6 protein-coding genes are annotated in these 16,432 nt (G+C 42.5%); 5 read left to right on the forward strand and 1 reads right to left on the reverse strand.

Annotated elements, in window-relative coordinates; genetic code table 11:
• Positions 1-7,271 (reverse strand): choice-of-anchor Q domain-containing protein (locus tag M472_RS30330; RefSeq protein ID WP_037458312.1); only part of this gene is annotated, 7,271 nt, incomplete at its 3' end.
• A gap of 236 nt (positions 7,272-7,507) precedes the next feature.
• On the opposite strand from M472_RS30330, the gene M472_RS30335 reads away from it, so the two are divergent.
• The 5 genes from M472_RS30335 (at position 7,508) to M472_RS30355 (ending at position 16,416) form a co-directional block, all read left to right on the forward strand.
• Positions 7,508-9,268 (forward strand): tetratricopeptide repeat protein, encoded by a 1,761-nt coding sequence (locus M472_RS30335; protein WP_144062673.1) that lies wholly within the window; start codon positions 7,508-7,510, stop codon positions 9,266-9,268.
• Between the two features lie 371 nt (positions 9,269-9,639).
• Entirely contained in the window at positions 9,640-10,233 is a 594-nt protein-coding gene (locus M472_RS30340; RefSeq protein WP_021069642.1) for an RNA polymerase sigma-70 factor, read from the forward strand.
• 80 nt (positions 10,234-10,313) lie between these two features.
• Complete coding sequence (locus tag M472_RS30345) at positions 10,314-11,462, forward strand: FecR family protein (RefSeq protein WP_021069643.1); 1,149 nt, start codon at positions 10,314-10,316, stop codon at positions 11,460-11,462.
• Between the two features lie 236 nt (positions 11,463-11,698).
• Positions 11,699-14,962, forward strand: a complete 3,264-nt coding sequence (locus M472_RS30350; RefSeq protein ID WP_021069644.1) for a SusC/RagA family TonB-linked outer membrane protein — start codon at positions 11,699-11,701, stop codon at positions 14,960-14,962.
• An 11-nt stretch (positions 14,963-14,973) separates the two neighbouring features.
• Positions 14,974-16,416, forward strand: coding sequence for a RagB/SusD family nutrient uptake outer membrane protein (locus tag M472_RS30355; protein ID WP_021069645.1), 1,443 nt, complete (start codon positions 14,974-14,976; stop codon positions 16,414-16,416).
• The last annotated feature ends 16 nt before the right edge of the window (positions 16,417-16,432 follow it).

Raw genomic sequence — 16,432 nt, forward strand, 5'->3', positions numbered from 1 at the left:
CTTAAATCGCCCTGCCCAATCGGATAAACACCTACATCCTCGCCTACTGTTCTGCTCAATGCACCACTAAGGATGCTGTTGTCATCCGTACTTTGATAACCCGAAACCGTATAAGTCAATATCGGATCAGCTTCGCCGTACACTTTGCGCTGTCCGCTCGCAGCAGTTACCGTTAGCGTAGCTTGAGTAATAGCAAAATCCGCTCCTGTAAAGTCTATATCATAATTAGCACCCGCACTTAAATCGCCCTGCCCAATCGGATAAACACCTACATCCTCGCCTACTGTTCTGCTCAATGCACCACTAAGGATGCTGTTGTCATCCGTACTTTGATAACCCGAAACCGTATAAGTCAATATCGGATCACCTTCGCCATACACTTTGCCCTGTCCGCTCTTGGCAGTTACCGTTAGCGTAGCAGCCTCAATCTTCAGCGTGGCCGTCAATTCTTTGTCCGGTCCACAACCAGAAAGTGTAGCCGTAATAGTATAAGTTCCGACATTTACCGCTTCCGTAACCACAGTACCCAATGCGTCCTCTATTTTGTACGAAGGAGTAACACCCTGGGGAAGATTCGTTGCTATTATCGTATGTGTGGATCCATTATAAGTGACATCTAGATCTTCAAACACCACATTGTCGTAATTGATCTGCTCGCCCTGAAACTCATAAGCCCCTATATCAATGACACCTCCCGTAGCAAAATCATATACTCTTGGGTTACCCGCCAGATCTTTCGTATCAGCACTCAATCCTGCATAATGGCTGTTGCTACCTGCATTCACTGCCGGAGAGCAGGCTTGCAAACTATAATCCCCAGCCGCTGCATCCATAAACAGGTTGGTATACGCCACAGTGCCGTCCAAGTTATTGTTCCGCATATCGCCTGGATCTGCACTAATCGTCGCATCGATATCCTGTACCAGACTGTATTGGATATCTTTCGAGATACTACCCGCATTTGTACTTAAAGTACTGTTACTATTATCTGTCGTACTTTTTGCATTGCCATACACCAAGCTGTTATATACTGTAAACTTCTTATCCCCACTACCTTGAAAAAACACATAAGAAGACCCCTTATTTCCCGCCAAGGTACTGTTGTATAACTTGACTTCATTAGAAAAAGAAGAAGTAGAATAAATCCCACCGCCATCACCACTACTGCTATTATTACCACTACTGCTATTATTGTACACCGAAGAATTATTTAACGTAACCGAAGAAGAAGAAGAAAAAGAAGAAGAATAAGAACGAGAATAAATCCCACCGCCATTACTACTACTGCTATTATTATAGACCGAAGAATTACTTAACGTAACCGAAGAAGAAGAAGAAGTAGAAGAAGAATTAATCCCACCACCATTACCACTACTGCTATTATTATAGACCGAAGAATTACTTAACGTAACCGAAGAAAAAGAAGAAGTAGAAGAAGAATAAATCCCACCGCCATTACTACTACTGCTATTATTATAGACCGAAGAATTACTTAACGTAACCGAAGAAGTAGAAGAAGTAGAAGAATAAGTAGAAATCCCACCGCCATTACCACTACTGCTATTATTATAGACCGAAGAATTACTTAATGTAACCGAAGAAGAAGAAGAAAAAGAAGAAGAAGAAATCCCTCCGCCATACCTTCTATAAGTATTTATTCCGTTAACAAACATGTAAGAATAAAGGTCATTTGCATTTCCCCCTGTGATGCCAAATCCATCCAGCTTTACTGCTACACTCTCCGTATCACTGGCTTCCAAGACCACATGGTAAGCATTATCTTGCCTTGTTGCATGATCTTTTAACTCGGTTAGTGGTATATTAACAGCATCATCGCCGTTCAAATCCCCACTCAGGATGGTGCCATCGGCGTTAGTCCCATCTTTACCGGGCAGGATACGATCAGTCAGTGCTGTTTTACCGTTTGCCGGGTCAAAGCCACCGTACAGCTCCACATCTTTCACCATCAAGAAGGTACGGTCACGGGCATATTGTGCATCTGCACTGAAGTTCTTCCCATCTGCGGGCGTATACATAGGCTTGTAGGTACCCTTAGCAACGTAAATCTTTAAAGGATCCGATTCTGACCAAATCCCACTTGTTTTATTCGCATTCGCCCATTTCAGCGCATCCGCCAGTTCAGGGATAGCGTTTGCCCAACTATCGCCCGAGCCGTTTCCTCCATTGACATGCTTGTTGACATAAAGGGTTTTGTTAGCGTCGGGGATAAAGCACAACACACCTTGATTGCTCTGGTTCTCATAAGCTCCAATATCAATTTTGCAACCTGAAAGCCTTGGATTGCCCGCCAAATCCAGATCATGGCCCAAATCGCCGTCATATAATGCATTACTTCCTGCATCTATCGCCGGGCTGTTGTTTACCAACCTATAATCCCCAGCAGCTGCATCCATAAACAGGTTGGTGTACACCACAGTGCCGTCCAAGTTATTGTTCCGTATATCGCCTGGATCTGCACTAATCGTCGCATCGATATCCTGTACCAGACTGTATTGGATATCTTTCGGGATGCTACCCGTATTTGCACTTAAAGGACTGTTACTATTATCTGTCGTGCTTTTTGCATTCCCATACACCAAGCTGTTATATACTGTAAACTTCTTAGCCCCATTACCATCAAAATGCACATAAGAAGGCCCCTTATTTCCCGCCAAGGTACTGTTGTATAACTTGACTTCATTAGAAGAAGAAGTAGAAAAAGAATAAATCCCACCGCCAGCACCACTACTGCTATTATTATAGACCGAAGAATTACTTAGCGTAACCGAAGAAGAAGAAGAATAAGAGTAAATCCCACCACCAACACCACTATAGCTATTATTAACATCACTGCTATTATTATAGACCGAAGAATTACTTAACGTAACCGAAGAAGAAGAAGAAGAACGAGAAAAAATCCCACCGCCATAAACACTACTGCTATTATTATAGACCGAAGAATTACTTAATGTAACCGAAGAAGAAGAACCAGCAGAATAAGAATAAATCCCACTTCCAGCTTCACTACTGCTATTATTATAGACCGAAGAACTACTTAAAGAAACCGAAGAAGAAGAAGAAGAAGAAGAAGAAGAAAAAATCCCACCGCCTAAATATCTACTGCTATTATTATAGACCGAAGAATTACTTAATGTAACCAAAGAAGAATAATAAGAAGAAGAATAAATCCCACCGCCATTATCACTACTGCTATTATTATAGACCGAAGAATTACTTAACGTAACAGAAGAAGAAGAAGAAGAATAAATCCCACCGCCAAGACCACTACTGCTATTATTATAGACCGAAGAATTACTTAACGTAACAGAAGAAGAAGAAGAAGAAATCCCACCGCCATGTCTTCTATAGGTATTTATTCCGTTAACTATAATGTCAGGAGAAACATCATTTGCATTTCCCCCTGTGATGCCAAATCCATCCAGCTTTACTGCTACACTCTCCGTATCACTGGCTGCCACGATCACATGGTAAGCATTATCTTGCCTTGTTGCATGATCTTTTAGCTCTGTTAGTGGTATATTAACAGCATCATCGCCGTTCAGGTCACCACTCAGGATGGTACCATCGGCGTTAGTCCCATCTTTACCGGGCAGTATACGGTCAGTCAGTGCTGTTTTACCGTTAGCCGGGTCAAAACCACCGTACAGCTCCACATCTTTCACCATCAAGAAGGTACGGTCACGGGCATATTGTGCATCTGCACTGAAACCCTTCCCATCTTCAGGTGTATACATAGGCTTGTAGGTACCTTTGGCAACGTAAATCTTTAAAGGATCTGATTCTGACCAAAGCCCATTTCCTTTATTCGCATTCGCCCATTTCAGCGCATCCGCCAGTTCGGGTATAGCATTTGCCCAACTATCGCCCGAGCCGTTTCCTCCATTGACATGCTTGTTGACATAAAGGATTTTGTTAGCGTCGGGGATAAAGCACAACACACCTTGATTGCTCTGGTTCTCATAAGCTCCAATATCAATTTTGCAACCTGAAAGCCTTGGATTGCCCGCCAAATCCAGATCATTGCCCAAATCGCCGTCATATAATGCATTACTTCCTGCATCTATCGCCGGGCTGTTATTTGTTAGAGCATAGTCCCCAGCAGATGCATCCATAAACAGGTTGCTGTACGCCACAGTGCCGTCCAAGTTATTGTTCCGTATATCGCCTGGATCTGCACTAATCGTCACATCTATATCCTGTACCAGACTGTATTGGATATCTTTCGGGATGTTACCTGTTTTTGATCCTAAGCTACTGTTGCTATTATCTGTCGTACTTTTTGCATTGCCATACACCAAGCTGTTATATACTGTAAACTTATTAGCCCCACCACCATCAAAAAATACATAAGAAGGCCCCTTATTTCCCACCAAGGTACTGTTGTATAACTTGACATCATTAAAATAAGAATAAGAATAAGAATAAATCCCACTGCCATCAGCACTACTGCTATTATTATAGACCGAAGAATTACTTAACCTAACAGAAGAATAAGAATGAATAGAAAAAGAATAAGAATAAATCCCACCGCCAGCACCACTACTGCTGCTATTATGATAGACCGAAGAACTACTTAACCTAACAGAAGAAGAATAAGAATAAGAATAAGAATAAATCCCACCGCCATTAGCACTACTTCTATTATGATAGACCGACGAATTACTTAACGTAACCGAAGAAGAAGAAGAAGGAGAAGAACAATAAATCCCACCGCCAGCACCACTACTGCTGCTATTATGATAGACCGACGAATTACTTAACGTAACCGAAAAAGAAAAAGTAGAAGAAGTAGAAGAAGTAGGAGAATAAGTAGAAATCCCACCGCCATTACCACTACTGCTATTATTATAAACCGAAGAATTACTTAACGTAACCGAAGAAGAAGAAAAAGCAACAGCAGAAGAAGAAACCCCACCGCCTGAATATCTATAAACAGACTGTCCCTTTACTATAATTCCAGAAGCAACATCATCTGCGTTTCCCCCTGTGATGCCAAATCCATCCAGCTTTACTGCTACACTCTCCGTATCACTGGCTGCCACGACCACATGGTAAGCATTGTCTTGCCTTGTTGCATGATCTTTTAACTCGGTTAGTGGTATATTAACAGCATCATCGCCGTTCAAGTCACCACTTAAGATGGTGCCATCGGCGTTAGTCCCATCTTTACTGGGCAGGATACGCTCAGTCAGTGCTGTTTTACCGTTAGCCGGATCAAAGCCACCGTACAGCTCGACATTTTTCACCATCAAGAATGTACGGTCACGGGCATATTGTGCATCTGCACTGAAGTTCCTCCCATCTTCAGGCGTATACATAGGCTTGTAGGTACCTTTGGCAACGTAAATCTTTAAAGGAGTAGCCGCTGACCAAAGCCCACTTGTTTTATTCGCACTCGCCCATTTCAGCGCATCCGCCAGTTCGGGTATAGCATTAGCCCAACTATCGCCCGAGCCGTTTCCACCATTGACATGCTTGTTGACATAAAGGGTTTTGTTAGCGTCGGGGATAAAGCACAACACTCCTTGCTCGCCCTGAAACTCATAAGCCCCTATATCAATGACACCTCCCGTAGCAAAATTATATACTCTTGGATTACCCGCCAGATCTTTCGTATCAGCACTCAATCCTGCATAATGGCTGTTGCTACCTGCATTCACTGCCGGAGAGCAGGCTTGCAAACTATAATCCCCAGCAGCTGCATCCATAAACAGGTTGCTATACGCCACAGTGCCGTCCAAGTTATTGTTTCGTATATCTCCAAAAGCGGTGCTGCTGCTAGCATTGATACCCTGTACCAAACTATATTGGATATCTTTCGAGATGCTACCCGCATTTGTACTTAAAGTACTGTTGCTATTATCTGTCGTGCTTTTTGCATTGCCATATATCAAGCTGCTACGTACCGTAAACTTTTTATCCCCATTACCATCAAAAAACACATAAGAAGTTCCCGTATTTCCCGCCAAGGTACTGTTGTTTAACTTGACTTCATTAGAAGAAGAATTAGAAGAAGAATTAGAGTAAATCCCACTGCCAGCATCACTACTGCTATTATTGTAGACCGAAGAATTACTTAACGTAACCGAAGAAGAAGAGGAAGAAGAAGAAAGAATCCCACCGCCATTACCGCTACTGCTATTATTGTAGACCGAAGAATTACTTAAACTAACAAAAGAAGAAGGAGAATAAGAATAAATCCCACCGCCATCACCACTACTGCTATTATTGTAAACCGAAGAACTACTTAAAGAAACCGAAGAATAAGAATAAGGAGAAGAAGAAATCCCACCGCCAGCACCACTACTGCTATTATTGTAAACTGAAGAACTACTTAACGTAACAGAAGAAGAAGAAGTATGAGAATTAGAAGAAATCCCACCGCCATCACCACCACTGCTATTATTGTAGACCGAAGAATTCCTTAGCGTAACCGAAGAAGAATAAGAATAAGAAAAAGAATAAATCCCACCGCCAGCATCACTACTGCTATTATTATAGACCGAAGAATTACTTAACGTAACCGAAGAAGAAGTAGAAGGAAAAGAAGAAGAAGAAAAAGAATAAATCCCACCGCCATGTTTTCCTAAAGTATTTCTTTGGTTAACTGAAATGGAATAATAAGCATCATTTGCGTTTCCCCCTGTGATGCCAAATCCATCCAGCTTTACTGCTACACTCTCCGTACCGCTGGCTGCCAAGACCACATGGTAAGCATTCTCCGCATTACCGGTTATCCCCACAGCTCCCTGACCGGGAATGGTACCAACAGCATCATCGCCGTTCAAGTCACCACTTAAGATCGTACCATCGGCGTTAGCTCCATCTTTACCGGGCAGGATACGGTCAGTCAGTGCTGTTTTACCGTTGGCCGGGTCAAAGCCACCGTACAGCTCCACATCTTTCACCATCAAGAAGGTACGGTCACGGGCATACTGTGCATCCGCACTGAAGTTCTTCCCATCTTCGGGCGTATACATAGGCTTGTAGGTACCTTTGGCAACGTAAATCTTTAAAGGAGTAGCCGCTGACCAAAGCCCATTTCCTTTATTCGCATTCGCCCATTTCAGCGCATCCGCCAGTTCAGGTATAGCATTTGCCCAACTATCGCCCGAGCCATTGCTACCTATTACATTTTTATTGACGTAAATAATCCTTTGGGCATCCGGCTGCACTGTCTGGGCAATTCCCTCCGCACAAAAGGTCAACAACAGCATGATAATAGAGAGGTAATGGCTAACACGATTCATAGTTAATATTTTTGATGTTTGGAATCCTTATGCAATCGCAAAAGAATTAATAAAGGCCTAAACTATCGAAAAAGGCCATATCAACTACATTTAGGGGTGGGACAAATATGGGACAAATTCAAAAAACACACCTAACAACCTAATAATGAGTCGTATTGAAAATACATCAGAATAGCTTTACCTATAAATATATTTTGTTTCGCTTTAGAATTTTGTTTGGTTATCTTTACCCTGATTTGGACAAACCAATAGAAATCAATAAGAAAATATTGCGGATGACCGTCTACCTTAGGCTATTTTTTTTCCTAACGATACTCTGTCTCAGCCAGCACATATATGCTGCAGATAGTCTTGCTATGCATGTACATACCGTGCTCCAAGAGATTCCCGAAACCGAAAAAACGCAACTTGACCAGCGAGTCGACGCTATCCAAAAAGCACAACCTATTCAAAATCCCAAAGCATTATCCGCCATTTATCACAGCCTGTTGGCAGAATCCTATGCCCAGATAAAGGACCATAAAACCCCTGTAAGCGAATGGTTATTTGCCCATGCGCTATCCGATATCCAAAATACCAACAATACCGGGCTCCTTATCTGGGTAAATACCCTCTATGGCTATTACTATTATAAGTACAACGATTACATCCATGCTCTCCCCTATTTTTTAGAGAGCTCCCGCCGTATCGACTCCTATCCGGTCAGACAGCTCCCCGAAGCCAACCAAGTATTGATAAAAAACGCTTATTTTTTTGGCACAATCGATGATAACCAAAAATCATTAGACCTCTTACAGGCCGCTTTGGAAATTACCCCTTCGGCATCTACCGAAACCGGGCAGATCTTATACGCTATAGGATTGCTTTACATGAAGCAAGAGAAATGGCAGGAAGCCGAGAGTTACTTCACCCGTACCCTGACCTCGTCACAGGCGAATGCAGATCAGCTACGCTATGCCAAGACACTTGGCGAACTGGCTATTCTTTATGACCGCCGCGGCGAGACCGCTAAAGCTATTTCAGCCCAGCTGGAAAACATAGCCATCTCCCACAACAACAACGACCCGCGCAATATCATGTATGCGCAGATCCAGCTGGGACGGCTCTATCTGCAGCATCGAGTGCTAGACAGTGCCCAACACTATCTCGCTGAATCTCTTGCCTACGCAGAAACCAAAGACTATCTAAAATCCTATGAAAAAAATATAATCGAGTTACAATTAGACATTGCCCAAGCGAAGGGTGATGCCGCGCGGGAGCTGTCACTCCGAAGACGCCTCGAACAGATCAATCGGCATCTATCGCTCACAGACGGACAGTCTATTGTTGATCAAGTAAACTGGGAAACACAAAAAGAGCGCATCCGTTGGCAACTGGAAGCCGAACAAAATAAATTAAAACGGGCGTCACTACTCAAATGGGCCTGGGGCGCAGTCAGTCTGTTATTGGCACTGATCATCATACTCCTGCTTATTACCCACAAAAAACGACTGAAACTGCAACAGGTAGAATTCGAGAGAAAGCTACTTTCCTTTCAGATAGAGAAAATAGAATCAGAGACCACCCTCTCCAATACCCACAATACCCTCTCGTCCTATCAGGTATACCTCAAGGATAAAAACGAACAGATACAGCGCCTTGAAGGTGAGATTACTAAATTGAGAAACAACGGCAGTACAAGCACTCAAAAACAGCGTTTTTCATTAGAGAGCCTCTTGAAATCCCACTTATTGACCGATGAAAATTGGTTTGAATTCAAAAAAGCTTTTATGGCCGAAAATGCAGATGCTTACCAGACTATACTCAACTGTCTTCCTGACATTACAGAATCTAATTTGCGTATCATCCTGCTGCTCAAGATGGGATTGGACAACCATCAGATATCTCATCTGCTCGGTGTCACGACCGATGCCGTCCGTAAATCCAAACAGCGTATGCGCAAAAAATATGGGGAGCGCCTCGATCCGGTTTTCAATTTTGAAACTATCGAAGATTAAGTATCCTCCCCCCTCCATAGACAGCTTCACAAGCTACCAATGACAGATTACGGTGAACTCGCAAGCTCGGTCTGCGAACCATCTCGTCTTTGCGAAGCACGAAGCAATATCTACAAGCTATAATAGCTAGCAGTGCTGTCAGCACAACTACTGCAAAAGGATTGGGCTTATCGCAACTCACTTTCATCCCATTCTAACATCCTATCAGAAAACATAAAGTTCATAAAAGTCAACATGTTGATTCTTCTTTCTACTTGACAGATATAGAGGTTTTGGAAACTTCATAAATAAAATATAGATTTGCCTTTGAGCTAACCCGTAATCTAAACGAAGTAAATCTTCCTGTTTTATTTTACTTGTAATTGGATATAATGGTATCATATCAAGAGTTGCCTGATCAAGATTTGTCGGAGCTTCTAAAGAGTAATGACAAGAAAGCGTTTACAGAAATCTATGAGCGTTACCACAGTCTGCTATACATCTACGCCCATAAAAAATTAAACAATAACCTAGAAGCGCGTGATATCGTGCAGGATACACTAATGAATATTTGGAATAGGCGAGCTACACTTGCTATTTCCGGTACGCTTCGCTCCTATCTATTTACGTCTGTTCGCAATCGAATCTTAGATATCTTCTCCCACCAAAAGGTTGAAGAAAAATATATGGACAGCCTTCATAGCCTGATGCAGAGCAGTTCTTCGACAGATCACATGATCCGGGAAAAGGAGTTAAGTGCTATGATTGAGCAGGAGATCAACGCTTTGCCCCCACGCATGCGCGAAATATTTATCCTTAGCCGCAGAGAATGGTTAAGCAATAGCGATATTGCAAGCAAGCTTGATATCTCACAGCACACCGTAGAGACACAAATGAAACGTGCTTTACGTCAGTTAAGACTCAAATTAGGGCATATCACCCACCTATTTCTCGATCTATTACTACTCCTATTATTGCTGTATTAAATAAGTTTATATTTTTTTTCAACTCTCTGTACCCACAGCGGTTTCTCTTACCGTCTTAGTAATATAAGGCCCTAAATCACATGAAGGAACCGAAGGAACTATTAGAAAAGTATAAATTGGGATTATGCAGCCCTGAAGAGCTTGCGCTATTACACCGATGGATTCATCATATTCATCTTGATCAGCCGTCTTCCCTTTCCGAAGAGGACCTGAACCGTGCCCAAGCCGATTTTGAAAAACAGTTTGCTACGCAAAGTACCGTTGTCCGTTCGCTGGTCAATTGGAAGATAATTGCGGCCGCAGCATCTGTAATCCTACTTTTTGGGGTAGGTTTCTATTTCATCAATGGCTCGATCGCTCCCCCAACCGAAGCCACTGCCGTTGTATCCGAAAACGATGTATTACCTGGAGGAGATGTCGCCATCTTGACGATGGAAGACGGCAAGAAAGTCAATCTAGATGATATATCAGAAGGCAGCGTGATATCCCAAACAGGCAGTAAAATTACAAAAAATGAAGAGGGCGCGCTGGTATATACAGCCGATCCGCAGTCTGCGCTTTCAATAGCTTACCATACTGTCGAGACACCTTCCAAAGGTCAGTACCGTATCGTGCTACCCGATGGTACCAAGGTCTGGGTCAACTCCGAATCTTCCTTAAAATTCCCTACCCGATTTACAGGTGCTACCCGTGAAGTTGAGCTGGATGGGGAAGCTTATTTTGAAGTTGCCAAAGATAATTCACGCCCATTTTTCGTACAAAGCAAAAGTCAAAAAGTGGAAGTATTGGGTACACATTTTAATATAAAAAGCTACAAAGACGAACCTTACGAAAAGACAACATTGCTTGAAGGAGCCGTAAAAGTAAGTTACGCTAATCTGTCGGTATCAAGAATATTAAAACCCGGAGATCAAGCTACAGTGACTGATGGCCGATGTGCCGTACGTGCCGTTGATGTAGAGCAAGTCATTGACTGGAAAAATGGTGATTTTATCTTTCGAGAAGAGAGCCTTGTCCACATCATGAAGCGGGTTTCGAGATGGTATGGTGTGGATGTAGCGTACGAACGAGGGGTTGATCTCAGCCAGACCTTCAGCGGTCAGGTGTCACGATCTAAAAATATCTCCGAAGTGATTGCCTGTCTCGAGTCCACGGGCGATCTGAAATTTGTAACTAAAAACAACAAAATATGGATAAGCAAAACTAACCCCAAAAACAATGAAATATGACCTGAAAGATAATTAAAAAAGCCGAAGGCATTGGCGTGCCTCCGGCGAGCGTTTAATAACGTCATCCAGCCCCTCTAAGAGGGCTTATTGTGCTAACAACTAAATTGAATGAAACTCCAAACTGGATGTTCTTGGCGGAACATTCCGTTTGACCATTAAACACTATCAAATGTATGAAATTTTACATTAATTTCTTGTGTCGCGCTCCTGTCGGCATTTCCAAATTATTTGTCATAATGAAGCTAACTATATTCTTACTCCTGCTTAATATGTTGCATGTGACGGCCAGTTCATTTGCACAGCATCTTACGATTAAGAAAAACAACGCCACACTAACCGAGGTGTTTAAGGAAATCCGAAAACAATCGGGTTACGATTTTATTTACAGCGATAAGCTCATCAAGCGTGCCAATCCCGTCAGTGTTGATCTTTGGCGAAAGGATCTCAAAGAAGGACTCAACGAAATCTTCATCGATCAACCTTTTACCTATAGTATCCAAGGCACGACGATCACCCTTAAGCCCAAAGCGGGCTTCGCAGCCGCAACCGATGCTGTACAAGAGCAGCGCCTCACCGGAGTCGTTACCGACGAATCGGGTAAACCACTGGCTGGTGTCAATGTCTTGGCGATCAAGAGTCGTGTCAACAGCGTAACTGACCAGCAGGGCGCATTCCAGATCACACTACGAACCGAAAGCGATTCCCTTCGGTTTACCTACGTCGGGTATCAGCCCAAAATCGTTCGGATCGTTCGGCAACGTCAGATTCATGTAAAGCTGGAATCAGCAGACACCAAGATGCAAGACGTCGTCGTAACTGGTGTGTATACGCGTTCAAAAGACAGCTTTACCGGTTCTGCGACCACTTATACCGGCCAGGAGCTCAAAGCGGTGGCCAATACCAATATTATACAAAGTCTGAAAACACTGGACCCTGTATTTGCGGTATTGGAGAATAATCAATTTGGTTCAGACCCGAATCGCCTTCCCGATCTAGAGATAAGAGGAAAGTCTAGTGTCGTAGGTCTTAAAGAAGAGTTTGGGGTAGATCCAAATCAACCTTTATTTATTCTAGATGGTTTCGAAACATCCTTACGTACCATCATGGACTTGGATATGGAAAGAGTTGCTTCTGTTACTATTCTTAAAGACGCTGCTTCGACAGCCATTTACGGTTCCAAAGCAGCCAATGGTGTGGTGGTCATCGAGACCAAACAGCCACTTCCTGGACAACTAAGGCTTTCATACAACAGCAATTTTAACGTATCTGCCCCTGATTTTTTAAGCTATAACTTGATGAATGCTTCCGAAAAATTAGAATTCGAAAGATTGGCCGGACGATATGATTTTGGAGCCTGGGACGGTACCGGTGTAAAAAAGATGGAACTATATAACAAGCGTTTGGAGGATGTACTAAGTGGTGTAGATACCTATTGGTTAAGCGAACCAGTTCGTACAGGCATTAATCAACGTCAGACCTTATATGCCGAAGGAGGCGATACCAATATGCGGTATGGATTTGGTGCAAACTACAATGGCATTACCGGGGTAATGAAGGGCTCCAAGCGAAATACCTTTAGTGGCAACATTGATCTAATATATCGTAAAAATAAAATACAGTTTTCCAATAAGCTCACAGTCAGTTACGTTAATGCAAGTGATCCTGTAGTACCCTTCTCAAGTTATTCACGTGCCAATCCCTATTACCGTAAATATAATGCAGAAGGATTTGTGGAGAAGTGGTTAACAAATGTCACCGATGAACAAGTTGAAAACCCTTTATGGAACGCGCATTTAAATAGTCGCAATCTGAGTAAGGGCAACAGTATAAATAATAATTTTGCCGCTGAATATACAATTGTACCGTCCTTACGTCTTCGCGCTAGATTTGGGGTGACCAAATCTATTGACGAGACAGACAACTTCATCTCTCCGGAAAGCACACAATACGATCGCATGGATCCTTTGCTGCGAGGCTCGTTAACTTATAGGAATAGCAACAACTTACAGTATGAAGGTGAATTTACCGCGACTTATGGGATGGTGTTTAAGCAAAAGCACCGCGTTAACGCTGTTACGGGTGGGCGACTTGCCGCCAATGAATCCTTGCTTAACGGATACACCGCCCAGGGATTTTCCAAAGGTAATTATACCACTGCCGCATTTGCTAAGCGCTTCCCGGAAAACGGTAGACCTGCTTATAACGAAAGTGCTTCTCGTTCCAATAGCTTTTATTTAAATAGCGGATATTCTTACGATGAGCGTTATCTGATGGATGTTACTTATCGATTAAGTGGATCATCTGTCTTTGGATCAAACAAGCGTTATGCCAATACTTGGTCTACAGGTCTAGCATGGAATATCCATAACGAATCTTTTTTAAAAGAATCTGATTGGATCAATTTGCTTAAGCTCCGTGCTTCAGTAGGAAATCCAGGAAACCAAAACTTTAGTTCCTATCAGACGTACACCACCTATATGTTTTCCAACAGTAGTACCAGCTTCTTTGGAGAAGGCGTCGTACTATCCGGGCTGGGCAATCCAGATTTGAAATGGCAGACTACTTTGGACAAAAATATAGGTATCGATGCCGGCTTTATGAATAGAAAACTATTGTTCAATGTAGACTATTTCCATAAAAACACGGATCCGTTGTTGATTAATATCGGTGTTCCAGCATCTCTAGGTATTAATACCGTGTTGACTAATTTAGGAAATCAAGAATCTAAAGGCTTCAACGGAACGATTACCTACTCTCCTATTTACGACCCTGTCAATCGTAGGATTTGGTCCTTTCGATATAATTTCAGAACAGAGTCTTCCAAAATAGACAATATTGGCAATACCTTAGATAAATTCAATGAAAGCGGTAGGAATAACAATTTACGAAGATATTACGACGGAGCCAATCCCGACGCACTATGGACGGTTGTTTCGGCCGGTATAGACCCTTCATCAGGAGAAGAGCTTTTCATAAAAAAAGACGGCACCTACACATTAGACTATAGTTTTGATGACGAGGTTCAAGTGGGTATCAATAGACCCAAGCTGGAAGGCACATTTGGCACCTCATTTACGTATAAAGGATTTTCTGCCAATATAGATTTCCGTTACCGCTGGGGCGGACAGGCATTCAACAGTGCATTATATAACAAAGTAGAAAACATCACGTTTGCCGGCCTTCGGAGTAATCAGGACAAGCGCGCATTATACGATAGGTGGCAAAATCCAGGAGACATCAGCCCTTATAAAGGTATATCGCTATCCAAGAAAACGCAGATGTCGTCCCGCTTTGTCGATGAGGATAATTCCATCGCCTTAGAATCTTTTCGTGTAGGGTACGAGTTTATGGGCGATTGGATGAAGCGATCCCGTATACGCAGTCTAAGACTAAATGCTTATATGAATGACCTTTTTGTTATTTCAACAATAAAAACGGAGCGCGGGATAGATTATCCTTTTGCACGCACAGTTTCATTTTCTGCATCCGTGTCCTTTTAATTACTTAAACTATGAAAATAAACAGAACAAATATATTTTGCGTAGCACTAGTAGCATTAAGTCTATCCAGTTGTGACAAATGGCTAGATATTAAACCCTCTGATCGCATCGTTGAGGAAAATGTATTCGATACCCAAGCTGGTATTCTCTCCGCCTTAAACGGCACGTATAATGAACTATTGAATAGCGAATTATATGGATCTACGCTAGGGAGCGAATTTATAGAAATATTGGCGCAGCAATATAACATCCGTACGACCAATGTTAACTATACGGAAGTATCCAATTATGCTTATCCCGCTGATTATACCAAAGGCAGGCTAGAACGCACCTGGGATGCAGCTTATAAGGTCATTTTAAACAGCAACAAAATCATCGAAAATGTGGAAAAAAGTAGTTCCACCTTGCCATCCAACATACAGGATATTGTGCTTGGCGAAGCCCTCACCATACGTGCATTCCTACATTTTGATATGCTTAGGTTATTTGGTCCGATATATAAAACATCAGCAAGTCAAAAAAGCATTCCTTACGTGCATAAGATATCGGTGTCCCCTTCGCCACTTTTACCTGCAGAAGAGGTGATCAAGTATATTATGGATGATTTGGACAGAGCCGAGTCCTATCTTTTAAAATCAGACCCTATTGTCCATGAGGGGCCGCAGAACACAGTATTAGAAGGTGCAGACAACACTTTTCGCTACAGGACATTCCGTTTCAACTATTATACCATCTTAGCGTTAAAAGCCCGTGTTCATCTTTACGTCGGGGATAAAGAAAATGCCTTGAAGTATGCCAAAATGATAATAGAAGACACCAATCGCGAGACCTATTTTCCTTTTGTAAAACATACCGATATTGCCGGTAATTTTGCAAACCCGGACCGTGTTTTTTCTACGGAGATCATTACCGGTTTATACCATAGCGGGCGCAATCTAATATTCCAGAACTATTTTAATCCAGGATCCGCCCCCTCCGCAAACCTTTTGATTCCAAGAGCGGGCAATATTGCGGCCTTGTTCAGTGGGGAGGAGAGTGACTATAGATATTCCTATTTGTGGCAAGATTACGATCTAGAGGTAAATACGTTGTACCATTTGAAATTCAGAGTTGGGGAAACCTCTACGCTATATCGCAACAGCATATTACCACTGATCCGCTTAGGCGAAGTGTATCTAATTGCTACCGAATCAGAACCAAATGAGCAGTTAGCTTACGCTTATTTAAATAAGCTACGCAATCAGAGGGGGCTCCCAAATGTAACGGACAATCTGGCCGTTAGGTTACGTAATGAGTATGTAAAAGAATTATACGGCGAAGGACAGTTGTTTTTTTACTATAAACGAACCAATACCCCGACTATAAAATCGGGAATTACCAATGCTAATATTTCCATGACGGCGGCCCGTTATGTGCCTATGTTGCCTGACAGCGAAAATCGCTATAGAGATTAATAAACTAATTAGAAAT

The organism is Sphingobacterium paucimobilis HER1398 (assembly GCF_000416985.1).
Classification (GTDB): Bacteria; Bacteroidota; Bacteroidia; order Sphingobacteriales; family Sphingobacteriaceae; genus Sphingobacterium; species Sphingobacterium paucimobilis.